A 23718-nucleotide genomic window follows, 5' to 3' on the forward strand; every position below is an offset into this window, starting at 1 on the left:
ATGCGACGCGTCCTGTTGCTCCTTTCGCTCTTCGCGCTGGCTTCCTGCAAGGAAGAGCCGACCCAAGGCGCCGTGAAGCTCACGGTGACCTACTCCGGCTTCCGGCCCCGCTGCGTCCTCGTGCTGGCCCGGGATACGGCCAGTGGGAAGGAGCTCTCGAAGACGGTGGAGGGCAAGGGCGAGCCCTCGGGGGGCTCCCTCGTCGTGGCCGTGCTCCCGCCGGACGACTGGGGCAGCGCGGTGGCCGTCGAGGCCCGCGCCTTCGAGCGCGCCGGCTGCGAAGGGAATCCGGTGGCGAGCCAGGCGTCGAGCGCCACGCTGACGCCTGGCGTCCCGAGCCCGGTGACGCTGACGCTGACCGCGGTGGACGACGACGGAGACGGCTTCGTCTCCCCTGTCACCAACGGCACGGACTGTCAGGACAAGGCGGCCACCATCTACCCCGGCGCGGAGGAGCGCTGCAACGACGTGGACGACAACTGCGACGGCGTGCTGGATGTGACGACGTTCCAGCTGGGCCAGTCGTGCAGGGAGGGAGACAGCTGCCAGGGCACGTACCGCTGCAACGCGAGCGGCGCGGCGTACTGCGACCTTCCGACGGCCACCCTGGCCTATCCGGACGTGGACCGGGACGGGCATGGGAAGAAGGACGCCACCGCCGAGCGCTTCTGCGGCGCCGTTCCCGCCGGCTACACCACCGGGGCCGCCGACGACTGCGACGACTCACGCATGAGCGTGCGCCCTGGCGCCCAGGAGCTGTGCAACGACGTGGATGACGACTGTGACGGCACCGAGGACGAGGACTACGCCGCGCAGCTCGGAATGGCCTGCACCACGTCGCAGAAGTGCGCGGGCCGGAACATCTGCGATACCAGCACTGGAACCGCAGTCACCTGCATGGGCACGGAGGATCCGACTGCCTGGTACCTTGATGGGGACAGCGACAACTACGGCGGCGCCACCGTGGTGCAGTCCTGTCAGCGCCCGAGTGAGCGGCACCTCGCACAGGGTGGCGACTGCAATGACGGCAACCGGTTCACCCGTCCGGGTGCTCAGGAGCTGTGCGACCAGGAGGACAACGACTGCAATGCCGCCACCGAGGACACCAGCGTGTGCCCGGCGGGTGGACCGCGCTGGGCGGCTCGGGTCATCCCTGGCGGCGCCATCCTCAGTGGCATCTCCCTGTGGGGGGACGGTGGAGTGTGGGTGTCGGGCACCGGTGGCGCGCTCGCCGTCAAGAAGCCGGAGGAGTCCGCCTTCACGTCTCGCGCAGGCATCTGTGACTCGAGCCCCTGGTATGGCATCTGGGCGGACCCGCGCAGTGGCCGCGCCTATCTGGGCGGGACCAACGGGCGGCTGGGCATCGTCGCGGATGCGGACGCCACCTCCTGCCAGCGCAATCCCCCCAGCGCGCGCAGCGACACCTGGGGACTGGTGGGATTTGCTGACGGCAGCGGCGTGAAGCTCTTTGGGGCGGGCTACATTCCCCCGACCGTCGTGCTCCCAGACGGGCACGCCTTCGTATGGGACGGCACTGCTTCCGCGGTGACCGTCACACTTTTCGACCTTCTGCCGCGCTACGACATCCATGGCCTGGTCAATGGCCCCATCTTCGCTGTTGGAGCAAACGCGGTCGCCCAGGCTGCCATCCACCGGTTCGATGCCATGCAGGGAACCTGGGTGCGGATGACCGACGGCGTGAGCGGAGGAATGCTCAACGCCGTCAGGGTGGTCCATCCACAGCTGGCCTATGCCGTGGGCAACAACGGCACCGTGCTGAAGTGGGAGGGCGGCAACTGGGCTGCCATGACGACGAAGCCCACCAATGACCATCTGGGCGGCGTGGAGGCCTTTGGCCCGTCAGCCGTGTACGTGGCGTCCCGCGCGGGGAAGATCTACCGCTTCAACGGGGCCCAGTGGTCCGAGGTCGGCAGTCCAGGCGGCAGCCTCTTCCGCATGGCCGGCACCCACCCCGGTGACCTCTGGGTCGTCGGCGATGGGGGCCGTGTCATCCACTGGCCGCAGTGAGGTCTCCGCCCCTGGGTCTGCCAGGACCAGGGGCGCTGCGTATGGAAGCCCGGATAGGATGCGTGCCATGCGACACGTCCTGTTGCTGCTCCCCGTCCTCGTGCTGGCTGGCTGCAAGGAAAAGATTCCCCAGGGTGCCGTGAAGCTCACGGTGACCTACGAGGGCTTCCGGCCTGAGTGCGTCCTCGTGACGGCCCGCGACACGGCAGACAGCAGCAAGAAGCTCTCCGAGGAAGTGGCCGGGAAGGGCGAGCGAACTGGAGGCGCCCTCGTCATTGCCGTGCTCCTGCCGGCTGACTGGAGCGCGTCGGTAGAGGTGGAGGCCCAGGCCTTCGAGCAGAGCTGCGCGGGCAAGATGGTGACGAGCCACTCGGCGCGCGTCGCGGTGACTCAAGGCGAGGCCGCGAAGGCGGAGCTGCTGCTGTCCGCCAGGGACCAGGACCAGGACGGCTACGTGGCCGTTCTCAATGGTGGCACGGACTGTCGGGACACCGATGCCGCCATGCATCCGGGTGCCGAGGAGCTGTGCAACGACGTGGACGACAACTGCGACGGCCAGCAGGACACCGTGGAGCTCCGGCTGGGTCAGGTGTGCACGGAAGGCGCGGGCTGCGAGGGCACCCGGAACTGTGGCGTCAACGGGACGGTGGTCTGCAACGTGCCGAACGCCACGCTGGCGTACCCGGACGTGGACCGGGACAACCGGGGTGAGCGGAACGTCGCCGCGACTGCGTTCTGCAGCGGCGTGCCGGCAGGCTACGTCACCACCCCGAATGATGACTGCGACGACACCCGCGCCCACGTGTTCCCCGGAGCCGATGAGCGCTGCGACGGCCTGGACAATGACTGCGACGGGCCGAGCGACGAGGACTTCCCGCAGCTCGACATGAACTGCACCGACCCGATGACGCAGTGTGGTGGGCGGTGGAGGTGCACCACGGGCGGCAATGCCCTGGAGTGCCTGGTGTCCCAGCCGGTGCCGACCTGGTACCTGGATGAGGACGGAGATGGGTTCGGCCGGAATGAGGGCTCGCAGCAGGGCTGTACGCGGCCGACGGGCAGCTACGTCAATCAGGGCGGTGACTGCGATGACGGCAATCGCTTCACACGCCCTGGCGCGAATGAGCTTTGCGACGCGCTCGACAACAACTGCGATGGTCAGCCCGAGGCCGCGACGGCCTGCCCCGGCGGTACGCGTTCGTGGGTGGAGCGCACCGAAGGCGGAGGAAGCCAGGTATGGCGCTCGGTCTCCACCTGGACGCCCGGCGGAGCATGGGTCGTGGGGAACAACAACCGTCGCGCCGTGCAGACCCCGCCAAACACCACGTTCACGGTGACGGACTCGGCCGCAGGGGGTTGCGGTGACAACACAGGGGGTGATTCCACCGCATGGTATTCCGTCTGGGCGGACCCGACCACCGGTCGTGCCACGCTCAGCTCGGGGGGAGGGCGGCTTGCCCATCAGGCAACGAACGCTACTGCCTGCACCCAGGTGCTCAGCACCAATCTGGCGACGCATGGCATCGTCGGCATCCCGGGTGGAGGCGGCATTGAGTTCTGGGGAGCGAGTGCAAGCACCTCCTCCGGCGAAGGCGAAGGAGCGGCTTTCAGTTGGAATGGCGTCAGCACCTCAGTGACGTTCAACACACCCACCAATGACATTGGCTTCGTGTTCGACGTCCACGGAGTTTCCCGAGACGTGCTCTTCTGGGCGGGAGGGTATGACGCTGCCTCTGGATTCACCCCTGGGCCGCGCATCTATCGCTTCGACTCCGCCAACAACGAGTGGGACACGCAATCCGTGCAGAACATCCAAGGGCTCGCTCGTCTCAACGGGGTCTGGGTCGTGAATGAGAAGCTCGCATTCGCCGTGGGAAATGCAGGTTCGGTCGTGCGCTGGACCGACACGGGCTGGAGTCGAGTCACCTTCACCAACAACCACAACCTGACTTCCGTCGTGGCCTTCGGCGCATCCTCGGTCTACGTGACGTGCACGAGTGGCCACGTCTATCGTTACGATGGCCAGAGCTGGCATGAGTTCCTCTCGTTCCCAGGCACCGTGTTCAACGACATCGCCGGCACCAGCCCGGAGGACCTCTGGGTGGTGGGCACCAACGGGAAGATCTTCCACTGGCCCCGGTGACGCGGCTCAGCGGCCCCGCCGCGCCACCACGAAGCGGCGGGTGAAGAGGAACGGCGTGCCCCGCTCGCGCGCCGGGTAGGACTGGCGCAGCAGCGGCCTCAGCGTCTCCAGGAACGCCCTGCCCTCCTCCGTCCCCAGGGCCGCCAGCACGGGCCGCAGCGTGGTGCCCAGGAGCCACTCCAGCACCGCGTCCTCGCCCGGCAGCACGTGCAGGTACGTCGTCTCCCAGGCGTCCACCTTCAGCCCCAGGCCCGACAGCAGTCCCTCATACGTCGCGAGTGACTCCGCGTGCCCCCTGCGCACCGACGCCAGCTTCGCGGCGAAGCGCGGCAGCTCGCGCACCTCGTCGATGTGGCGGTGCGACGGCGCCTCGAAGTTGGCCGGCACCTGGAACGCCAGCACTCCGCCCGGCGCCAGCTTCGCCACCAGTTGCTTCAGCAGCGTGTCGTGCGCTGGCACCCAGTGCAGCGCCGCGTTGGAGAGCAGCACGTCCAGCGGCGCGGGCGGCTCCCAGCCCGCGAGGTCCGCCACCTCGAAGCGCAGTGACTCCGGTGACGGACGGCGGCGCGCCTCCTCCACCATCGCTTCCGAGGAGTCCACGCCGTACACCCGCGCGCCCTTCCACCGCTCGGCCAGCACGCGCGTCAGGTCTCCCGTGCCACAGCCCAGGTCCACCACGTGCCCGGGCGCGTCCACGTCCACGCGCATCAGCAGCTCGAAGAAGGGACGCTTCCGCTCGTCCCGGAAGTGCGAGTACTGCGTCGGGTCCCACATGGCTTCCTCCTGGCGGCGCGGCCTCGCAGCCCGTCCGCCAGGAGGTGTAACGCAACGGGCTCCTCAGCGCTTCACTCGCAGCACCTGGAAGCCCATGCCGGACGTTCCGAAGCCGCGCACATTCTCCATGCGCACCAGCAGCTCTCCCGTGGACAGCACGCCCCACACGTCCGCCCGGGCAAAGGCCGTGCTGCTCAGCCGCTCGTAGCGCAGCGCCTCCGCCCACGACACCCCATTCCCGCTGATGAAGATGCGGGCATACACGTCACCGGGCGCATGGACGTCTCCGGAGCTCGCCCAGCCCGTGCCCATGGCCCACCCGCCTCCGGGCACCGGGAGCAGTGAGTACACGGGGCCCGGGAGCTGGAGCAGCGCGTCCACCCGGCCGCTCGGGAAGAGCCGCAGCAGCTTCGGGTACTCCGGCTGGTACAGCGTGGACTGCCCCAGGAGCAGCGAGCCGTCCGACTGCACCACCCCCGCCACGCCATTCGCGGCATACCCGCCCAGCACCGTGCTCCACGTCCTCCCGCCGTCCGCGGAGCGCAGCACCGCCGACTGCGTCTTGCTGCTCCCGAGCGTGGCCCACAGCGCGCCCGTCGTCACGTCCGAGAAGAGCGAGTACCCATGCCGGTGGGCCGTCAGCGTGGAGCGCACCGCCCACGTCGCCCCGCCGTCCCCGCTGGCCCACAGCCGCACCGGCACGCTGGACGAGGTGAAGGTCTGGTACTCCAGGAAGAAGAACGTGCTCCCCAGCTCCGCGAAGCTCCGCGGCCCCTGGGCGCGGTAGTTGCCCAGGCTCACCGGGTCCTTCCACGTGGACCCGCCATCCGTGGAGCGCTGGAGGGAGTAGACGCCGCTGCGGCTCACCACCGCGAGCAACGTCCCGTTCTTCATCGCCGCCATCGTCCAGAGGCTGCCGCCGTCCTGCCCGCGCGGCGTGAAGGTGCGCCCGCCGTCCGTGCTCGCCACCAGGCGCGAGCGGCTCGAGCCGAGCGCCAGCGCGTACACCGTGCCCGCGCCGTCCACCGCGAGCACCTCGTGCGTGGTGTTGGTGTGGACGGGCTCCAGCGTGAAGGGCCCCGATGTGCCGCCGTCAGGCACCGGCGTCCCACCGTCCGTGCCCGGCGTGCCCCCATCCGTGCCCACGCCACCGTCGGGCCCGGGGGTGCCCGCATCCACGCCTCCGTCCGGCCACGGCGTGCCGCCATCCGTGCCGCCGTCCGGGCCGGGCGTACCGGCATCCGTCCCCGTGCCGCCATCCGGCCACGGCGTGCCACCGTCCAGCGGCGGCGGCGGCGGCTGGACGCTGAGGGCCACCCGGGACACCGTGCCCCGCGAGCTGGCGTCGGGCGAGTCGCCGAAGAGGCACGGCACCTCCGTGCTGTCCGCGGGCAGCACGTCCACCGCGTTGAGGTAGCCCTTGAACGTCGTCTCCCCGTCGAGCGTCACCGCGCCGCCGAAGACGCCGTCCTTCAGCACGCGCACGCGCAGCTCGTAGTGCGCGTTCAGCACGCGCATGCGGTTGTAGAAGACATACAGCGTGTCACCGATGCGCGTGGTGGCCGCCTGCATCGCCCAGTCGGACGTGCCCTCCACCAGGATGCGTGGCCCGAAGTCAGCGCCGTCGAAGTGCCGGTAGTAGAGGCGCTCCGTCTCGTCCTTGTAGACGAGGTGGATGCCGCCCTTCCCGTCCTCCACCGCGCTCAGCGCGGCCCCGTGGTAGATGCCGTCGGAGAACGCGTCGCGCACCGGGCTCCACGTGTCCAGCGGGTCCGAGTCGTTGCGCACGCGCATGCGCGTGGGCTCGAAGCCGTCGTGCATGGCGTAGAAGAAGACGAGCTTCGTCCCCACGCTCAGCAGCCGCCCGCCGCCCCGGCGCTTCACCCGCCCCAGGTCCGGCTGGCGCACGAAGCTTTGGCCCCCGTCCGTGGACACCGACACCACCGCCGTGGAGCTGCCGTCCCGCTCCAGCCGGAAGGCCTGCACCCACAGCCGCCCGCGCGAGTCCCGGGCCAGCAGCGCCCGCGAGAAGCCCGTGCTGTCATCCGGCGTGTCCAGCACCCGCACCGCCGGCTCCGGCGCCCACGTGTCCGAGCCCGACTGGTAGCGCCACCACTGGAAGTAGACGTCGTGCCGCCGCGAGGGCTCCAGCCGCGCCCCCTCGTACGAGTAGAGCAGCGCCACGTCCCGGCCCACCGCGAGCAGCTCCGCCCGGTCCGTGTGCGTCGCGTCCGGCTGCACGTCCGCCACGCGCCGCACGGAGCGGAGCCCGTCCTCGGAGCGGTACAGCACCAGCCCCTTGCCCTCCACGCCCCCGTGCTGAATCGCCACCAGCCACGTCGGTGGACGCCCAGAGCCTGTTTCGATGTGAACAATGTGACGCTGGGCCGGGAGCGTGAGGGCATTGCCCCCGCTCACCGGAACCAGCGGTGTGCCGCCCGCCGCGAGCACCGCGGCAAGCAGGGCACCAGCCAGCCCCGTCATTCCTGTCCCCCTCCCCGTCAACTCCGCGGAGGGAAGCTAGGGCCTGGCTGGAGGGAAGGAAACCGGGTCAGAACGACCACATGGCCCCCTACGCCGGGCCTGCCAGGCCGCCTGCCGCCCGGTCCACGCTCCCACGAGGGAGCGTGCCCGGTGGCGAGCCGCCTGCCTACTTCGTGCCGCGGCGGCGGCGGGTGCCGGCGTCCGTGGCGGGGGTACCGGCGTCGGCGCCCATGTCGCCCGCATCGCCGCCGTCCAGCGCCAGGCCACCGTCGGCCATGCCGCCATCCGCGCCACCGGCACCGGCGCGCTGCACCGGCGGGGGCGGGTTCACCAGGGCCAGCGAGCCGAGGAACTCATCCGAGCCCGGCGCGCCGATGCTCGGGTTGTAGAGCACGAGCATGGTGTAGAGGCGCGGGCCCACCAGGTAGTTGCGCGCCTTCACCTCGCCGTTGGGCGAGGACACCGTGTAGGACTTCCCGGGGTAGCCGTCGATGGTGATTTCCTGCTCGTTGCTGACGGTGCCCTTGAGCTGGTTGGTGAGGCCGTCGCGGCCCTCGTTGAGGAAGGCCTCCGGGGGACGCGCGGCGACGACCTTCTCCGGGTAGTCCGCGGTGCTGACGGAGAAGATGACCCCTTCCGGCGTCTGGATGGAGTAGGCGGCCGTGGCCACCTCGCCCGCGGGGATGGTGACCTTCTGCCGCTGCGGCTGCGGCTGGCCCGGCATCTTCACGGTGAAGCCCTCTTCCGCCGTCACCGTCGTCAGCTGCGAGGCGGCGTCGGCCGGCGCACCCGTGTCGCCCCCCTCTCCGGGGAGCTCCTCGATGGTGGAGGTGGCCGACTGGTTGTCGGCGGGCTTCTGCTGACCGGCGCACGCGGCGGCAATCAGCGCGAGGGTGGCAAGGGCGGCGAGGAGGCGGGACAACGAAGGCATGGGCACGCTTCCTAAGTGAGGTTGAACGCTGTGCGTCGATTGACGCTAGACGAACTGCGCGGCTACTGACTACCCGAGTTTCAAGGCGCCGCCATTTTCAATGCGACTTCGGGCGCCGGGGAGCGTCAGCGGGAGGACGTAACAGGTGCTACCCGTTGACGGGAGTCTCCCGGGGACGGGCGCCCCGGGAGCCCACGCGGCCCCTATTCGCCGAGGTACGCGCGGCGGACCTCGGCGCTCTCCAGGAGCGCCTTGCCGGGGCCCTTCATCACCACCTCGCCCGTCTCCAGCACATAGCCGTAGTGGGCCGAGTTGAGCGCCAGGTGGGCGTTCTGCTCCACCAGCAGCACGCTCACCCCGGTGGCGTTCACCTCGCGCAGGGTGCGGAAGATGGTCTCCGTCACCTGCGGGGCCAGCCCCAGGGAGGGCTCGTCCAGCAGCAGCAGCTGGGGCCGGCTCAGGAGCGCGCGGGCGATGGCCAGCATCTGCTGCTCGCCGCCCGACAGCGTCCCCGCCATCTGCTTGCGCCGCTCCTTGAGCACCGGGAAGAGCGTGAAGCCCTTCTCCATGTCCTGCTGGACGCCGGCCGCGTCCTTGCGCAGGTACGCGCCCAGCTCCAGGTTCTCCTGCACGGAGAGGTTGGGGAACACGCCCCGCCCCTCGGGCGCGTGCGCCATGCCCCGGGGCACCAGCTGGTGGGCCTTGAGGGACGTGGTGTCCTTGCCGTCCAGGGTGATGCGGCCCGCGCTGGGCTTGAGCATGCCGCTCACCGCGCGCAGCGTGCTCGTCTTGCCCGCGCCGTTGGCGCCGATGAGGGCCACCACCTCGCCCTTGCCCACCGACAGCGACACGCCCTTGAGCGCCTGGATGGCGCCGTAGTGCACCTTGATGCCTTCCACCGCCAGCAGCGGCGGGAAGGCCCGGCGCTCGCCCAGCGTCTTCACCTGAGCCTCGCTCACGCCGCCCCTCCGTGACTCTCCAGGTAGCTGTCGCCCAGGTACGCCTCGATGACCTTCCGGTCACTGCGCACCTGCGCCGGCGCGCCCCGGGCAATCGTCTCGCCGTGGTCCAGCACGGTGATGTTCTCGCAGATGCCCATCACCAGCTTCATGTCGTGCTCAATCACGAGCACGCCCAGCTGGAAGTCGTCCCGCAGCTTGCGGATGAGCACCATCAGGTCCGCCTTCTCGCGGGTGTTCATGCCCGCCGCGGGCTCGTCCAGCAGCAATACCCGGGGCTGCGTGCCCAGCGCGCGCGCAATCTCCAGCCGGCGCTGCTCGCCGTACGGCAGGTTGCGCGCCTCCTCGTCGCGGCGGTGGGACAGGCCCATCACGTCCAGCAGGTGCTCCGCCTGCTGCGTGAGTGCCCGCTCCTCGGCCTGGAAGCGCGGGGTGAGCAGCAGCGCCCGCCACCAGTCGCGGTAGTTGATGAAGGCGCCCTTCATCTTCGCGCCCAGCCCCACGCCCTCCGGGTGCAGCGCGCCCTGCGCCCGGCAGGCCACCTTCACGTTGTCCAGCGCGGTGAGCGCGCGGAACAGGCGGATGTTCTGGAAGGTGCGCGCCAGCCCCAGGTGGTTGATTTGGTGCGGCTTCCACCCGTTCACCCGCTGGCCGGCCACGCGCACCTCGCCCCCGGTGGGCGGGTACACGCCCGTCAGGACGTTGAACGCGGTGGACTTGCCCGCGCCGTTGGGGCCGATGAGGCCCAGCAAGTCCCCCTGCCGCACGGTGAGGTGGAAGTCCGTCAGCGCCTTGAGGCCGCCGAACTGGATGCTCACCCCGTCCACCTGGAGCAGCGGGGCCCCAGCCTCTGCGTTCATCTGCACGGCCGTGCTCACGCCAGCCCCCTGCGCTTGCGCGGAAGCCACCGCGGCAGCACGTCCCAGATTTCCTTCGTGCCGAACAGGCCCTGGGGCCGCGACAGCATCAGCACCACCAGCAGGATGCCGTAGATGGGCATGCGAATCTGGTCCACCTTCTGCGCCAGCGTGCTCTCGGTGCCCAGCAGGTTGAACATCGAGCGCAGGCCCTCCGGCAGCAGCGTGAGGAAGATGGCGGCGATGATGGCGCCCGTCGTGGAGCCCAGGCCGCCCAGCACCACCATGACGACGATTTCCATCGACTTCACGAAGGTGAAGGAGCCGGGGTTGATGATGGGCACGAAGTGCGCGAACAGCCCGCCGGCGATGCCCGCGAAGAACGAGGAGATGACGAAGGCGCGGACCTTGTAGCTGGTGGTGTCCACGCCCATGGCCTCGGCGGCGACTTCATCTTCGCGGATGGCCCACAGGCTGCGGCCATGGCTGGAGCCGGCGATGCGCCGCGCGACGAGGATGGTGAGGAACACCCAGAAGTACACCATGGCCGGGCTGGAGTACTGGGGGATGCCGGACAGGCCGAGCGCGCGCCCGAACATGTCCGTGTTCTGCACCACCACGCGGATGATTTCGCCGAAGCCCAGCGTCACAATCGCCAGGTAGTCGCCGCGCAGCCGCAGGGAGGGCAGGCCCACCAGGAAGCCGCACGCCGCCGCGGCAAGGCCACCCACCAGCAGCGCCACGGTGAAGAGCACCTGGTCGCTGGCCGCCACCGGGAGGAAGGACAGGGCCACCTCCTTGAGGCTCAGCGACAACACGCCGGAGATGTACGCGCCCACCGCCATGAAGCCCGCATGGCCGATGGAGAACTGGCCCGTCATCCCGTTCACGATGTTGAGGCTCACCGCGAGGATGATGTTCACCCCCATCACCGACAGCAGATACACGGCGAAGGGGGACTCGCTGAGAATCCAGTGGAGCGCCGCCAGGATGGGCAGCGCCACCAGCACGGGGAAGATGCCGCGCAGGCCCGCGGGGAGCGCAGAGCGGGCCTCGGGCGCCGGAATCGCGGGGGTCTCCATCAGACCTTCTCCGCGGCCACGCGCCCGAACAGGCCGCCCGGCTTCACCAGCAGCACCAGGATGAGGAAGCCGAAGGCCACCGCGTCACGCCAGGTGCTGGCCGCGTAGCCCACGACGAACTCCTCCACCAGCCCCAGCACCAGCGCGCCCACCACGGCGCCCGGCACGTGGCCGATGCCGCCAATCACCGCCGCGACGAAGGCCTTGAGGCCCACGTACAAGCCCATCAGCGGGCTCACCGAGGTGTCCTTGATGGCGTAGAGCAGGCCCGCGCCGGCCGCCAGCGCGCTGCTGAGCATGAACGTCAGCGCAATCACGCGGTCGGTGGGGATGCCCATCAGCGCCGCCACGCGGTGGTCCCAGGACACCGCGCGCATCGCCCGGCCGAAGCGCGTGCGGAACACGAGGTACTGGAGCGCCACCATCAGCCCCACGGCGATGAGGAAGCTGATGACCTGCCAGTTCCACACGACGACGTCGCGGTCGCCGATGGTAATCCACTCCTTGGGCTCGATGATTTCCGGGAAGGCGCGGGGTGACGCGCCCGGCAGGAAGCCGATGTCGAGCTGGAAGCCGTAGGAGAGCGCGAAGGAGATGCCGATGGCGGTGATGAGCGCCGTCAGCCGGGGCTTCTCACGCAGCGGTCGGTACGCGAAGCGCTCGAAGAGGAAGCCGAGAAACGCGCAGCCGAGCATGGCCACCGCGAAGATGAGCGCCACGCCGACGAGCGAGCTGCGCATGTCCCGGCCGAGCGCGAACGCGGTGGCGTAGCCCATGTAGACGCCGACCATCATGACGTCGCCATGGGCGAAGTTGATGAGCTTGAGGACGCCGTACACCATCGTGTAGCCGAGCGCGACGAGCGCGTAGATGGTGCCGGCGGCCAGGCCGTTGATGAGGTGCTGGAGGAGCTGTGCCATCAGGGATTGATGGTGGTGACGTATTGGGTCTTGCCGTCCGCGACCTTCAGGACGACGGCGGACTTCACCGCGTTGCGATTCGCGTCGAGCGTGACGGTGCCCGCCACGCCCGGGAAGTCCTTCGTCTGGCCGATGGCCTCGCGCACCGAGGGACCGCTCAGGTCCTTCGCGCGCTTGAGGGCGTCAATCGCCACGCGGGCCGCGTCGTAGCCCAGCGCCGCCAGCGCGTCCGGCACACCGCCGTAGGCGGCCTTGTAGTCCGCGATGAACTTCTGCACGCGGGGGTCCGGGTTGTCCGGCGAGTAGTGGTTGGAGAAGTAGCTGCCCTCAATCGCGCTGCCGCCCAGCTCGAAGAGCTTCTCGGAGTCCCACCCGTCGCCGCCCATCAGCGGAACCTTGAGGCCCACCTCGCGCGCCTGGCGGGCGACGATGCCCACCTCGCTGTAGTAGCCCGGCACGTAGATGCCGTCCGGCTGCGTCTTGCGGATGGCGGTGAGCTGGGCGCGGTAGTCGGTGTCGCCCTGGCTGTAGCTCTCCACGGTGGTGACCTTGCCACCCATCTCCGTGAACTTGCGGTTGAAGACGTCCGTGAGGCCGATGGAGTAGGCGCTCTTGTTGTCCTGGAGCACCGCCACCTTGCTCAGCTTCAGGTTCTCCCGCGCGAACTTCGCCATCACGAAGCCCTGGAACGGGTCGATGAAGCAGATGCGGAAGATGTTCTCGCCCTTCTCCGTGACGGTGGGGTTGGTGGACGAGGGCGTAATCATCGGCACGCCCGCCGCCTGGGCCTTCTCCGCCATGGCCAGCGAGTTGGACGAGGCCACGTCGCCCAGGATGAGCACCACCTTGTCCTGCGTAATCAGGCGGGTGGCGGCCTGGGCGGCCTCCTCGGGCTTGCTCTGGTTGTCGTAGACGCGGACCGCCAGCTTCTTGCCCTTCACTCCGCCCGCGGCGTTGGCCTCCTTGAGGGCCATCTCGATGCCGTTGCGGGTGGAGATGCCAAATGTCGCCTGGCCGCCGGTGAGCGCGCCCACCTGGCCCAGGAGGATGGTGTCCGAGCCGGCCGGGACGTCACCGCCCGGGGGGGCGGCGGGCTGTCCCTGCTGCGCGGTCTGCGCACCTCCCTCGCCGGACGGAGCAGGCTGCGTCTTCTTCTCGCAAGCGGCCGCCAGGAAGGCGAGCGCGGCGAGCAGCATTGGGGCAAGTCGTCGCATGCGGGGCTTCCCTTTCAGGGGGGACACGGCAAAGCCCCGGTTTTCTAGGGGAGCCCCTTCCATGGGTCAAGCTCGCAGCCGAACCATACCCTCCGTGCGCGGTGCGTCAGTCAGGAGTGGAGGCCATCCACGGGCCCCTCGTGCAGCACCTCGCCCCGCTCTTCCACCTCGGCTGTCTCCCGGCGGACGGTGGTGTGCACCTGGCGGAGCTCCTCCACCGTGGACTTCGCCACGGCGACCTCCTGCCACACGTGGGCCGTCTTGGTGAACTCCACCCGCTCCTCCAGCAGGGGGATGACGAGGGTGGCCTCCTCGAAGGGGCCGAAGCCCGCCGGCCCGGGCCGGGAGTCCGCCGCCCGGGCGCGCGCGCTGTCCTCCGTGCCACCGGCGGGGACCCGCTCCACCACCAGCTCCTCGCGCCGCACGGGGATGGAGAAGTGCTTCACCTCCGTCCGGACGACCTTGTGGACGCGCAGCTGCCCCACCTCGTGCACCAGCGTGCGCGGCACCGCCTCCTCATGGGCCAGCGGGATGACGATGTCCTGGGTCTGCCCGAAGCTGCCCGAGAGCACGGACTCCGTCCGGCCCCCCGCCTCCGCGCGCGCGCCGGGGCCGCGCGACACCTCATCCTTCGTGAGCCCCAGGTGCACCTCGCCGTCGCGCACCGTCACCACGTCCCCATAGCGGGCCCTGTAGTCCCGTGTCTTGAGCAGGCCCCGCTCGACGACGAAGGTGTCCTCGCCACAGCCCACCACGGTGCCCAGTCGCACCCCGTCCGCCGTGAAGACCCGCATCCCTTCCTGAACATCGCTGCGCATTGGCCTCTCCTCTCGAATCCAGCCCCGGTCCGTCAGCCCGCTCACCCCACGGTGGACGCCAGGGCCTCGTGCCAGGGTTGTTCTCTTCCACTGGGCCCCCGCCGCAGCCGGGGCTCCGTCTGCCGGGGCACCTCGCGCGCGGGCGCCTCCGCCACGGTGGCCGCCCGGAGCTCCAGCGCGGCCAGGCGGCGGCGCCGGGCCTCCCTGCGTTGATCCGCGATGGACTCGAGCTCCTCCTCCGGCTCCGTCACCGCCATCAAGGTGGGCGCCGTCGCCGGCTCCTGGGGATGCGCCCTGGAATGGCGGCGGCGCGCCAGGCCTCCGGCCAGCAGCATGCCCACCACGCCCGCCGTCCAGCCCAGCAACCCCCTGCTCCACTGCCCCTGCCGCGTGCTCTCCTGCCTGGTGCGCATCAAGGTGTCTCCCGCGTGGGCACACGCGCGGCCTGAGGGCGCGCGTCCAGAAGGTGGGGTGGGCTGTCCCCAGGTGGAAAGCCCTTGGCCCGCGTGCTCGGCTGCTCACCCGGTTGCCAGGAGCCGTCGCCAGGCGGGAGGACGGGCGCGTGTCGGGGTGGGCAGGTGCGGTGCCGAGCCCACAGGCCCCACCGCCTGACCCCTGTCGATCTGCCCACCCGCTCCCACCTTCCCGATTGAAGCCGGGGCGGAAGAACCAGCCAGAAACCTCGCACCATCGCGAGGCGGGCAATCACCAGGGACCAGGGGGCTCGGGCGCGCTCCGGCACAGCCCCACCCCTGGTCACGAGGAGCCAGCCATGTTCCAGCGCAACGACGTGAGAGAAGGAATGGTCGTCCGTAGCATCGACGGCGAGAAGCTCGGCAAGGTGTTCGCCATTGGCGAGGGCGAGTTCCACATCGAGAAGGGCCTCTTCTTCCCGAAGGACTATCTCGTCCGGTACTCGGAGATCAGCGACATCCGCGGCGGGGAAATCATCCTCAACCACGGCAAGGAGGCCCTGAGCAGCCTGTCAGCCGACGAGAACCGCTACGCCACGACGAGCTCGACGAGCTCCACCGGCATCGGCGCCACCGGCATCGGCACCACCGGGCTGGGCACCAGCGCGGACACCCTGGGCACCAACGCCCGGATGAACCTGGGCTCCGAGCGCACCGTGACGGGCCGCACGGAGGACATCTCCATCCCCGTGCACAAGGAGCAACTGGACGTCGTCAAGCGGGACACGCAGGCCGGTGAGGTCCGCGTGCGCAAGGACATCATCGAGGAGGAGAAGGTGGTGGACGTGCCGGTCCGCCGCGAGCGCGTGCGCGTGGAGCGCCGCGACGTGACTCCGGACCGCCCGGCCATGAATGCCTCCTTCCAGGAGGAGACGGTGGTGGTGCCGCTGCGCGCCGAGGAAGTGGAGGTCCGCAAGCGCGCCGTGGTGGATGAGGAGGTCGTCATCCACAAGGACTCCATCGAGGAGGAGCGCCGCGTCGCGGAGAGCGTCCGCCGCGAGGACGTGACGGTCCGCACCGATGGGGACGTGGAAGGCTCGCGCACCCTGGACGCGCCCACCGACGACCCGCTCAAGCGCGGCTACTGAGCCACACGCCGCACCCCGGGCCCCCGGACCTCCCGCCTGGCGGGCGGCGGGGGCCGCTCTTCGTTCGGGAGCCGGCCGCCTAGCGCAGGCGGGGACGACCGCCCACTTCCGTGCGGTCCAGCCGGTTGAACTCCCGCAGCCGCTCCGGGAAGTGCCGGGCCGTGAGCCGCGCCAGCTCCGTGTCCTTCGCTGGCGCACAGACCTCCACCAGTCGCTCCGCCATCTCCTGCGCGTTGCCGAAGCGCGCCTCGGGCCGCTTGGCCAGCGCCACCTCCAGCAAGTCCCACAGGGGCCGGGAGATGGCGTCCGGCCGCGGCAGCCGCTCGTCGCAGATGGCCTGCATGGAGGACAGCTCGTCCCCCCGGTCGAACGCGCGCCGGCCGGTGAGCGCCTCGTAGAGGATGATGCCCATGGCGAACAAGTCGCTGCGCGCGTCCAGCCGCTGCCCCCGCGCCTGCTCCGGGGACATGTAGAGCGGCTTGCCCTTCACGATGCCCGGCAGCGTCACCGTGCGCTGCGCGCGCGCCTTCGCCACCCCGAAGTCCAGCACCTTCACCCGCCCGTCGAAGCCCACCATGAGGTTGTGCGGGGACAAGTCCCGGTGCACCAGCTGCAGCGGGGCGCCGTCCTCGCCGCGCAGCTGGTGCGCGGCCTGGAGTCCAGCCAGCGCCTGCGTCACCACCGCCACCGCGTGCGCCGGCTCCAGCGGCCCCTTCAGCGAGCGGATGAGCCGGTCCAGGTCCACGCCCCGCACCAGCTCCATGGCGATGTAGTACGCGCCCTGCGCCTCGCCGAAGTCGTAGACGTGCACCAGGTTGGGGTGCGACAGCCGCAGGCCGATGCGCGCCTCGTCCAGGAACTGCTCGATGATGGACTTGTCCGCCGTCAGGTGCGGGAGGATGCGCTTGAGGGCCACCAGCCGCCCCAGCCCCTCCGGCCCCTTCGCCCGCGCCACCAGCACCTGCGCCATGCCGCCGGTGCCCAGCGGCGTCACGACTTCATACCGGCCGATGCGCCCGCGCGGCACGGGGGTGTCGTCCACGGCCAGCTCGTCCAGCCGCTCCAGCGCGCCACGCCCGTCCGTCAGCGCCAGGAAGGACAGCACCGACGTGTCGAGCTGCTCGCCGATGGCCTCCACCAGCTGCAGCACCTGGGCGCCGCCGTCGTCGAAGCGGCCGTCCACCACCAGCCCCAGCCCACCCAGGCGCAGCCGCCCCAGCGCCAGCTGCGTGCAGAAGAGCATCCGCCCGTCCTTCAGCCGGTGCGCGCCCTCCCAGTCCGCCGCCTCGAAGACGTCCACCCCCAGCTCGCCCAGCACGCGCGTCAGCACCGGCCCGCGCGTCCCCCGCAAGGACACGAAGCCGGCGCGCGCATGCACCATCCGCGCGCACTGCGTGAGGAACACGTCCAGCCCGGCGTCCAGGTCCAGGCCCCGCTCCAGGCAGTCCTCCAGGATGGCGTCGGACATCCGGTGGACGGCCACCAGGCCGCGCAGCAGCGCGAGCTCCATCTCCAACGGGGAAGAGGCCACGGGCGCATTCAACACCCGCGGGGCCCGCCCAGGGAAGACGGGGCTACCGGGCTAGACGCGCTCGCGGTCCTTCAGGTTGACACTCGCGGGCAGGCGCTCGGGCGCGCCGAGGCGGGACGGAGGCAGGCGCTCGTCCATGAGGCCATGCGCCTCCAGCACCCGCTCCAGATAGGCCACGCGCTCGCGCAGCAGGGCCGCGTCACCGCTGCCGACGCCGAGCTGCACCTCGCGCAGGCGGATGAAGGCGTCCACCAGCGGCTTGAGGGAGAAGCGCAGGGTGAGCCCCGCGAAGGGGATGCCAATCGTCATCGCGACGATGAGGACGGTGACGACGGCTTCGGTGGTTTCCATGTCGGGGTGCCTTCCGGGGAGACGGCGGGAGTCGCCCCAGTCTACGCGCGGGTGCGGAGGCGATTGCACCCGGCGCGAAGAAGGCCCCGGCGCTAGCTGGCCTGGCCCGTGTAGATGGCGTCGGCGATGCGATAGGCGCTGCCCTCCAGGCGCTGGAAGGCGTCCTTGAGGACGGCGGTGTCGGCCGTGTTGAGCAGGCCCTTGAGCCGCTCCAGGTCCGACTTGATTTCCTCGCGGTCCTTCTCCGACAGGAGGCTGGCGTACTCCTCCAGGCTCTTCTCCGTGGTGTAGATGAGCCCGTCGGCGTTGTTGCGCAGCTCCGCCAGCTCCTTCTTCTTCTTGTCGTCCGCCGCGTGCGACTGGGCGTCGGCAATCATCCCCTGGATTTCCGCTTCGGACAGGCCGGAGTTGCTCACCACGCGCACCTGCTGCACCTTGCCGGTGCCCAGGTCCTTGGCGCTGACGTGGACGATGCCGTTGGCGTCGATGTCGAAGGACACCTCGATCTGCGGCACGCCGCGCGGCGCCGGGGGGATGCCCACCAGCTCGAAGCGCGCCAGCGTCTTGTTGTCCGCCGCCATCTCGCGCTCGCCCTGGAGGACGTGCACGCTCACCAGGGGCTGGTTGTCCACCGCGGTGGAGAACACCTGGCTCTTCTTGCAGGGGATGGTGGTGTTCTTGTCGATGATTTTGGTGAAGACGCCGCCGGCCGTCTCGACGCCCAGCGACAGGGGCGTCACGTCCAGCAGGAGGACGTCCTTCACCTCGCCCTTGAGCACGCCACCCTGGATGGCCGCGCCCACGGCGACGACCTCATCCGGGTTGATGCCCTTGTGGGGCTCCTTGCCGAAGAACTCCTTCACCTTCTGCTGCACGCGCGGCATGCGCGTCATGCCGCCCACCAGGAGCACCTGGTTGATCTGCTGCGCCGGCACGCCCGCGTCCTTCAGGGCGATGCGGCACGGCTCAATCGTGCGGTCGACGAGGTCCGCCACCAGCGCCTCGAAGGTGGTGCGGTCCACCGTCTCGGTGAGGTGCTTGGGGCCGCTGGCGTCGGCGGTGATGAACGGGAGGTTGACCTCCGTCTCCGGCGCGCTGGACAGCTCGTGCTTGGCGCGCTCGGCCGCTTCCTTCAGGCGCTGCAGCGCCATGCGGTCCTTGCGAAGGTCCAGCCCGTTGTTCTGCTCGGCGAAGCGCTTGGCCAGGTAGTCGATGAGCCGCTGGTCGAAGTCCTCGCCGCCGAGGAACGTGTCGCCGTTGGTGCTCTTCACCTCGAAGACGCCGGCGTTGAGCTCCAGGATGGAGATATCGAACGTGCCGCCGCCGAGGTCGTAGACGGCGATGCGCTCGGTGCCGCCGTCCTTCACCTTGTCCAGGCCGTAGGCCAGGGCCGCGGCTGTCGGCTCGTTGATGATGCGCAGGACGTTGAGGCCGGCGATGCGGCCGGCGTCCTTGGTGGCCTGGCGCTGGCTGTCGTTGAAGTAGGCCGGAACGGTGATGACGGCCTCGGTGACGGGCTCGCCGAGGTAGTCCTCCGCCGTCTGCTTCATCTTCATCAGCACGATGGCCGAGATTTCCGGCGGGCTGTAGCCCTTGCCGCGAATCTCCACCCACGCGTCGCCGTTGGGGCTGGAGGCCACGCGGAACGAGCTGACGCCGATGGCCTTGCGCGCCTCGGGCGAGTCGTACTTGCGGCCGATGAGCCGCTTCACCGCGAAGACGGTGTTCTCAGGGTTCGTGATGGCCTGCCGCTTGGCAATCTGCCCGACGAGGCGCTCGCCCGAGTCGGTGAAGCCCACCATGGAAGGCGTGGTGCGGCTGCCTTCACTGTTGGGGATGACCACCGGCTCGCCGCCCTCCATGACGGAGACGCACGAGTTGGTCGTCCCGAGGTCGATTCCAATCACCTTGCCCATGACGGTTACTGACTCCCCCCGGAAGAATCCTCGGGATGCTGGGGCGCGGTGGTCCCCTCTGCGCTGGACGGGGAGGCGGCCTGTGCCGCCGCCGGCTCACTGACGGTGGCCGCCGCCTCGACGGGCGCGGGGGCCCGGGCGACGACGACGAGCGCCGGACGCACCAGCCGCTCGTTGAGGAAGAAGCCGCGCACGACCTCGAACGCCACGTGGCCGGCGGGGACGTCCGCCGTCTCCACCTGTTGAATCGCCTCGTGCATGCGCGGGTCGAACGGCTGGCCCCTGGCGCTGAAGGGCTTCACGCCATGGCGGCCGAGCGCGTCCTCGAAGGACTTGCGCGTCATGGCCACGCCCTTCTGGAAGCTGTCGATGTCCGGGGCCTTGGCGGCCGCATCCAGCGCGCGGTCCAGGTTGTCCAGGACGGGGAGCAGGTCCTTGAGCAGCTTCTCCGAGCCGAAGCGCTGGACCTCCTCCTTCTCCTTCTGCGCGCGCTTGCGGTAGTTCTCCAGGTCCGCCGCGGCGCGCACGGTGCGCTCCTGCGACTCCTTGGCGCGCTCGTGCGCCTCGCGCAGGCGCTCCAGCGTCTCACGGGCCTTGGCCTGGCTGAACTCGAGCTGCGCCTTGAGGGACTCCACCTCCTGGCGGAGCGCGGCCACCTCCTCGGGCGTCGCCGCCGTCTCGGGAGGGGCCTCCTCGGTGGCGGACACCTCCGTGCCGTCCGACGAGGGAGGCTCGGCGGCCTCCACCTCGACGACCGTCACTTCCTCGTCCTCGTCCATGCGACGCTCGACACTGCGCACCGCCGCGTCGATGACATCCTGCCCGATGTCCGTCTGGATGCTGCCCTTCTCATTGGAGCCGGCCACGGCGCGCACTATCTCACGCGCCGCGAACCGTTCCAACTGATGGGAACGACTGGCAGGGCCCAGCCCTGGGGTACGAGCAGGCCGGCTTCACACGCAGCGGAACTTCACGCTCCGGCGGTGGGCTTCTTCGCCTTTCCAATCGTCTTCTTGGAGTTCGGAGCCGCCTTCTTCGCGGCCTTGGCGGGAGGGCGGGAGGCCGGGCTCTTCGCCGCGGCCTTCTTGCGGCCGATGGACTTGGGGGCGGCCTTCTTCGCGGCGCGGGGCTCGGGGTCCGGCTTCGGCGCCCGGGTGGCGGCCGGAGGGGCGGAGGCCTGGCCCGTCGCCGCTGACGGCGTGCCGGGGCTCGAGCCCGCGTCCTGTGGGCCGGCCTCGTCCGCCTTGAAGGCCCGCTCCACGGCGCCCTCGACCTGACGGACCGCGGTCTCAATCTTCTCCGACGCCACCTTGCTGGTGGCGGTGGCCCAGGTGCGCAGCTGCTCCAGGCCCTCCTTCACCTTGGCCTGCTTCTGCGGGTCCTTCACCTCCTTGAGGAGGCGCTGGGCCTCGCCGCGCAGGTCATCGGTGGTGCGCTTGAGCTCGTCACCCGTGCGCTTGAGGAGTTCCATCAGCTGCTTGTCCCACTTCTCGGCCATGTGCTGTGTCCTCCGTGGGGCGGCGGGGCCCCCGAGTCATTCCACTCCACGCCCGCCGGGAGCGCAAAGCCTTCCTGGGCTTTCAGGAATCACGAACGAAGGGGGTCATGATTGCCTTCCCGGCGCGTGAAGCCCTCCGGCGACGGGGCCTCCGTGCAACGCGAGCGCGGCTGGGGATAGAGTGCCCCGGTTTCGGGCCCGAACCCCAGGGCCCGCGCTGGAGCCCTTCGTGATGACGTCTGCCCGCCTGGCCGGGACGCTCGCTGTCCTTGTCCTGCTGTCCGCCTGTTCCAATGGCCGTGATGAGCCGGGAGGCGGGCCGCGTCTGCCCAGCAGCGAGCTGCCCTCCACCACGGTGGGGGCCACGGGCTACGAGGTGCTGCTGAAGGCCACCGGCGGCACGACGCCGCTGACCTATGCGACGGTGGGCACGCCGCCGCCGGGCTTCTCCTTCGCCCCGGTGGACGCGAAGCTGACGGGCCCGGCCAGCGAGGCCGGCGACCACTTCCTCACCGTGTACGTGCGCGACGCGGAGGGGCGCGAGGACACCCGCACCTGGTCGCTGAAGGTCTGGCCCGCGCCGGTGGTGTCCAGCGCCGCTCCGCCCACGGCCACCTCGGGCAGCAGCTACCTGCACACGTTCGTCGCCACCGGAGGCCAGCCTCCGCTGCGCTGGTCCGTGGCGGAGGGCTCGCTGCCCATGGGCCTGTCGCTCGGCGAGGACGGCGTGCTCAGCGGCCTGCCCCAGGGACGTGGCCCGTACCCCTTCACCCTGCGCGTGCAGGACGCCAACGGGGTCCAGGGCGAGGCCCGGCTCAGTCTGGAGGTCTCCGCTTCCGGGGGGCTGCCTGACGGAGGCCCGCCCGATGGCGGCCCGTCCGACTCGGGTCCCCCGCCTCCCACCTTCCCGCTGGCGGTGGCCAACTGGAACATCGAGTTCTTCGGGCAGGCCGACGCAGGGCCGTCCAACGAGGCGCTGCAGCTCACCAATGTCCAGGCGGTCATCGCCGACGCGGGCGCGGACGTCTGGGGCCTGGCCGAAATCGTCAGCACCGCGCAGTTCAACGAGCTGAAGACGCGGCTGCCCGGCTACGACGGCTTCCTGGCGGACGACAGCATGCGGGTGTCCTCGGGCTCGAGCTACTACGACGAAAACGAGCAGAAGCTGGGCGTGCTGTTCAAGTCGGGCGTGGTGCAGGTGCTGCGGGCAGAGGTGGTCCTGACGCAGTACAACTTCGAGTTCGCCGGAAGGCCGCCGCTGCGGGTGGACCTGCGCGTCACGCGGGGCGGCTCCAGCATGGAGATGACCGTCATGGTGGTGCACCTGAAGGCCATGGCCACCACGAGTGACTACAACCGGCGACAGGCCTCGGCCGTGGCGCTCAAGAACTACCTGGACACCAACCTGCCCACGCAGCGGGTCATGGTGGTGGGTGACTGGAACGACGACGTGGACACGTCCACGACCGGGCAGGACACGCCCTTCCGCAACTTCGTCGACGACACGGCCCGGTACACCTTCACCACCCAGGCCCTGACGTACCGGAGCAGCACGTCGAGCGGCGGGGGCTTCATCGACCACCAGCTCGCCACCAACGAGATGATTGCGAGCTACGTCCCCAGCTCCGCCGTCGTCATCCAGCCGTCCATCACCGGCTACCGGAACAACACGTCCGACCACTACCCCATCCTCAGCCGCTTCGACTTGGGACAGGGCAAGGTGCTGCGGCTCACCGCGCCCAACGGCGGCGAGGCGCTCCGCACGGGCACGACGTACGACATCACCTGGCAGTCGAACGGACTCGACACGGTGCGGCTGCGCTACTCGCTGGACAACGGGCAGACGTGGCTCGACATCGCCTCCTCCGTGCCCGCGGCGCCCGGACGCTACACGTGGACGGTACCAGCGGATGCCTCCAGCGGCGCGCGCGTGCAGGTGAGCGACACGCAGGACGCCGCCTTCGGCGACGCCAGTGACGGCACCTTCCTGCTGAACCGCACCGCGCCTCGGGTCTTCATCAACGAGTACCTGCCCCAGCCCCACTTCAAGCCGGGCACCACCACCGTGGACTTCGACCAGATGTTCGTGGAGCTGCTCAACACGGGGAGCACCGCCGTGGACATCAGCGGCTGGCGGATTCACGACGACGAGTCCTACAGCGGCGCGAAGCCCGCGCGGCACACCTTCCCCTCCGGCAGCGTGCTCCAGCCGGGCCAGGTCTACATCGTCTACTCGGGGGCCCCCGCCGTGCCGCCGGGCGCCACCAATGCCACCTACGCCAACGGGAATGACGGGCTGCGCTTCAACCGGGGCGTCAACGTGGGCAGCACCGGCGACTCCGTGTACCTCGTACTCCCGGACGGCACCGTGGAGGACAGCCACAGCTACGTGAACACCACCCAGGGCACCTCCTACAACCGGAGCCCGGACGCCAGCGCCACCGGCACCTGGGTGCTGCACTCCACGCTGTCCTCCAGCCTCACGGCCTCCCCCGGACAGCGCGCCAACGGCTCGGCGTTCTAGGCCAGGGCCCGTCAGGGGCGGACAGCGTCTCCCTCCGCTCCGCGCCGCGGCTGGCGCGGCGGTCAGGCGGGACGGCCGCCCCGCGTCGGCGGAGGCTGCCCGCTCCGCAGGGGCTTCCACTCGCGGA

The 23718-nt window shown here is 70.1% G+C and carries 19 protein-coding genes; 4 read left to right on the forward strand and 15 right to left on the reverse strand.

What is annotated here, in order from left to right; all coding sequences use genetic code 11:
- The gene (locus tag LXT23_RS19505; RefSeq protein WP_253981711.1) at window positions 1–2028 is read left to right on the forward strand and encodes a putative metal-binding motif-containing protein; all 2028 of its coding nucleotides are present in this window, start codon (window positions 1–3) and stop codon (window positions 2026–2028) included.
- Window positions 2029–2095: 67 nt separating this feature from the next.
- The gene (locus LXT23_RS19510) at window positions 2096–4171 is read left to right on the forward strand and encodes a putative metal-binding motif-containing protein (protein WP_253981712.1); all 2076 of its coding nucleotides are present in this window, start codon (window positions 2096–2098) and stop codon (window positions 4169–4171) included.
- 6 nt (window positions 4172–4177) lie between these two features.
- Here LXT23_RS19510 and LXT23_RS19515 read toward each other — a convergent pair whose 3' ends face one another.
- The 10 genes from LXT23_RS19515 to LXT23_RS19560 form a co-directional block, all read right to left on the reverse strand.
- Window positions 4178–4945 (reverse strand): methyltransferase domain-containing protein, encoded by a 768-nt coding sequence (locus LXT23_RS19515; RefSeq protein ID WP_253981713.1) that lies wholly within the window; start codon window positions 4943–4945, stop codon window positions 4178–4180.
- A 63-nt stretch (window positions 4946–5008) separates the two neighbouring features.
- Complete coding sequence (locus LXT23_RS19520; protein WP_253981714.1) at window positions 5009–7429, reverse strand: sialidase family protein; 2421 nt, start codon at window positions 7427–7429, stop codon at window positions 5009–5011.
- 166 nt (window positions 7430–7595) lie between these two features.
- Entirely contained in the window at window positions 7596–8360 is a 765-nt protein-coding gene (locus LXT23_RS19525) for a hypothetical protein (RefSeq protein ID WP_253981715.1), read from the reverse strand.
- Window positions 8361–8563: 203 nt separating this feature from the next.
- Window positions 8564–9319 (reverse strand): ABC transporter ATP-binding protein, encoded by a 756-nt coding sequence (locus LXT23_RS19530; protein WP_253981716.1) that lies wholly within the window; start codon window positions 9317–9319, stop codon window positions 8564–8566.
- Complete coding sequence (locus LXT23_RS19535) at window positions 9316–10179, reverse strand: ABC transporter ATP-binding protein (RefSeq protein ID WP_253982337.1); 864 nt, start codon at window positions 10177–10179, stop codon at window positions 9316–9318. Before LXT23_RS19535 ends, LXT23_RS19530 begins: the two co-directional genes overlap by 4 nt.
- A gap of 14 nt (window positions 10180–10193) precedes the next feature.
- Window positions 10194–11258: a branched-chain amino acid ABC transporter permease gene (locus tag LXT23_RS19540; RefSeq protein ID WP_253981717.1), complete on the reverse strand. Its 1065-nt coding sequence runs from the start codon at window positions 11256–11258 to the stop codon at window positions 10194–10196.
- The gene (locus LXT23_RS19545; RefSeq protein ID WP_253981718.1) at window positions 11258–12178 is read right to left on the reverse strand and encodes a branched-chain amino acid ABC transporter permease; all 921 of its coding nucleotides are present in this window, start codon (window positions 12176–12178) and stop codon (window positions 11258–11260) included. Before LXT23_RS19545 ends, LXT23_RS19540 begins: the two co-directional genes overlap by 1 nt.
- Window positions 12178–13392, reverse strand: a complete 1215-nt coding sequence (locus tag LXT23_RS19550; RefSeq protein WP_253981719.1) for an ABC transporter substrate-binding protein — start codon at window positions 13390–13392, stop codon at window positions 12178–12180. The genes LXT23_RS19545 and LXT23_RS19550 overlap by 1 nt, the downstream gene beginning before the upstream one ends.
- A 110-nt stretch (window positions 13393–13502) precedes the next feature.
- Window positions 13503–14210, reverse strand: coding sequence for a YsnF/AvaK domain-containing protein (locus tag LXT23_RS19555; protein WP_253981720.1), 708 nt, complete (start codon window positions 14208–14210; stop codon window positions 13503–13505).
- Between the two features lie 41 nt (window positions 14211–14251).
- Window positions 14252–14623 carry a hypothetical protein gene (locus LXT23_RS19560; protein WP_253981721.1) on the reverse strand — a complete coding sequence of 124 codons (372 nt, stop codon included), beginning with the start codon at window positions 14621–14623 and terminating at the stop codon, window positions 14252–14254.
- 359 nt (window positions 14624–14982) lie between these two features.
- On the opposite strand from LXT23_RS19560, the gene LXT23_RS19565 reads away from it, so the two are divergent.
- On the forward strand, window positions 14983–15771 hold the full coding sequence (locus tag LXT23_RS19565; protein WP_253981722.1) for a YsnF/AvaK domain-containing protein: 789 nt from the start codon (window positions 14983–14985) through the stop codon (window positions 15769–15771).
- 79 nt (window positions 15772–15850) lie between these two features.
- On the opposite strand, the gene LXT23_RS19570 is transcribed toward LXT23_RS19565, so the two are convergent.
- The 5 genes from LXT23_RS19570 to LXT23_RS19590 all read right to left on the reverse strand — a co-directional run bounded on the left by LXT23_RS19570 (window position 15851) and on the right by LXT23_RS19590 (window position 21067).
- Window positions 15851–17302 (reverse strand): serine/threonine-protein kinase, encoded by a 1452-nt coding sequence (locus LXT23_RS19570; RefSeq protein WP_407692896.1) that lies wholly within the window; start codon window positions 17300–17302, stop codon window positions 15851–15853.
- Between the two features lie 51 nt (window positions 17303–17353).
- Window positions 17354–17653, reverse strand: a complete 300-nt coding sequence (locus LXT23_RS19575; protein ID WP_253981723.1) for a hypothetical protein — start codon at window positions 17651–17653, stop codon at window positions 17354–17356.
- Window positions 17654–17745: 92 nt separating this feature from the next.
- Complete coding sequence (dnaK, locus tag LXT23_RS19580) at window positions 17746–19569, reverse strand: molecular chaperone DnaK (RefSeq protein ID WP_253981724.1); 1824 nt, start codon at window positions 19567–19569, stop codon at window positions 17746–17748.
- Between the two features lie 5 nt (window positions 19570–19574).
- Window positions 19575–20444: a nucleotide exchange factor GrpE gene (gene grpE, locus LXT23_RS19585; protein ID WP_253981725.1), complete on the reverse strand. Its 870-nt coding sequence runs from the start codon at window positions 20442–20444 to the stop codon at window positions 19575–19577.
- A 95-nt stretch (window positions 20445–20539) separates the two neighbouring features.
- Entirely contained in the window at window positions 20540–21067 is a 528-nt protein-coding gene (locus LXT23_RS19590) for a transcriptional regulator (RefSeq protein ID WP_253981726.1), read from the reverse strand.
- A 232-nt stretch (window positions 21068–21299) separates the two neighbouring features.
- On the opposite strand from LXT23_RS19590, the gene LXT23_RS19595 reads away from it, so the two are divergent.
- Window positions 21300–23591, forward strand: a complete 2292-nt coding sequence (locus LXT23_RS19595) for a lamin tail domain-containing protein (RefSeq protein WP_253981727.1) — start codon at window positions 21300–21302, stop codon at window positions 23589–23591.
- Window positions 23592–23718: the final 127 nt, after the last annotated feature.

Origin of the sequence: Pyxidicoccus xibeiensis, assembly GCF_024198175.1 — a bacterium.
Taxonomy (GTDB): Bacteria; Myxococcota; Myxococcia; order Myxococcales; family Myxococcaceae; genus Myxococcus; species Myxococcus xibeiensis.

What these genes read in the sequence shown, in the direction of transcription:
- LXT23_RS19505 (WP_253981711.1), top strand. Translation starts at nt 1, where the DNA reads ATGCGACGCGTCCTGTTGCTCCTTTCGCTCTTCGCGCTGGCTTCCTGC.
- LXT23_RS19510 (WP_253981712.1), top strand. Translation starts at nt 2,096, where the DNA reads ATGCGACACGTCCTGTTGCTGCTCCCCGTCCTCGTGCTGGCTGGCTGC.
- LXT23_RS19515 (WP_253981713.1), bottom strand. Translation starts at nt 4,945, where the DNA reads ATGTGGGACCCGACGCAGTACTCGCACTTCCGGGACGAGCGGAAGCGT.
- LXT23_RS19520 (WP_253981714.1), bottom strand. Translation starts at nt 7,429, where the DNA reads ATGACGGGGCTGGCTGGTGCCCTGCTTGCCGCGGTGCTCGCGGCGGGC.
- LXT23_RS19525 (WP_253981715.1), bottom strand. Translation starts at nt 8,360, where the DNA reads ATGCCTTCGTTGTCCCGCCTCCTCGCCGCCCTTGCCACCCTCGCGCTG.
- LXT23_RS19535 (WP_253982337.1), bottom strand. Translation starts at nt 10,179, where the DNA reads ATGAACGCAGAGGCTGGGGCCCCGCTGCTCCAGGTGGACGGGGTGAGC.
- LXT23_RS19540 (WP_253981717.1), bottom strand. Translation starts at nt 11,258, where the DNA reads ATGGAGACCCCCGCGATTCCGGCGCCCGAGGCCCGCTCTGCGCTCCCC.
- LXT23_RS19545 (WP_253981718.1), bottom strand. Translation starts at nt 12,178, where the DNA reads ATGGCACAGCTCCTCCAGCACCTCATCAACGGCCTGGCCGCCGGCACC.
- LXT23_RS19550 (WP_253981719.1), bottom strand. Translation starts at nt 13,392, where the DNA reads ATGCGACGACTTGCCCCAATGCTGCTCGCCGCGCTCGCCTTCCTGGCG.
- LXT23_RS19555 (WP_253981720.1), bottom strand. Translation starts at nt 14,210, where the DNA reads ATGCGCAGCGATGTTCAGGAAGGGATGCGGGTCTTCACGGCGGACGGG.
- LXT23_RS19560 (WP_253981721.1), bottom strand. Translation starts at nt 14,623, where the DNA reads ATGCGCACCAGGCAGGAGAGCACGCGGCAGGGGCAGTGGAGCAGGGGG.
- LXT23_RS19565 (WP_253981722.1), top strand. Translation starts at nt 14,983, where the DNA reads ATGTTCCAGCGCAACGACGTGAGAGAAGGAATGGTCGTCCGTAGCATC.
- LXT23_RS19575 (WP_253981723.1), bottom strand. Translation starts at nt 17,653, where the DNA reads ATGGAAACCACCGAAGCCGTCGTCACCGTCCTCATCGTCGCGATGACG.
- dnaK (WP_253981724.1), bottom strand. Translation starts at nt 19,569, where the DNA reads ATGGGCAAGGTGATTGGAATCGACCTCGGGACGACCAACTCGTGCGTC.
- LXT23_RS19590 (WP_253981726.1), bottom strand. Translation starts at nt 21,067, where the DNA reads ATGGCCGAGAAGTGGGACAAGCAGCTGATGGAACTCCTCAAGCGCACG.
- LXT23_RS19595 (WP_253981727.1), top strand. Translation starts at nt 21,300, where the DNA reads ATGACGTCTGCCCGCCTGGCCGGGACGCTCGCTGTCCTTGTCCTGCTG.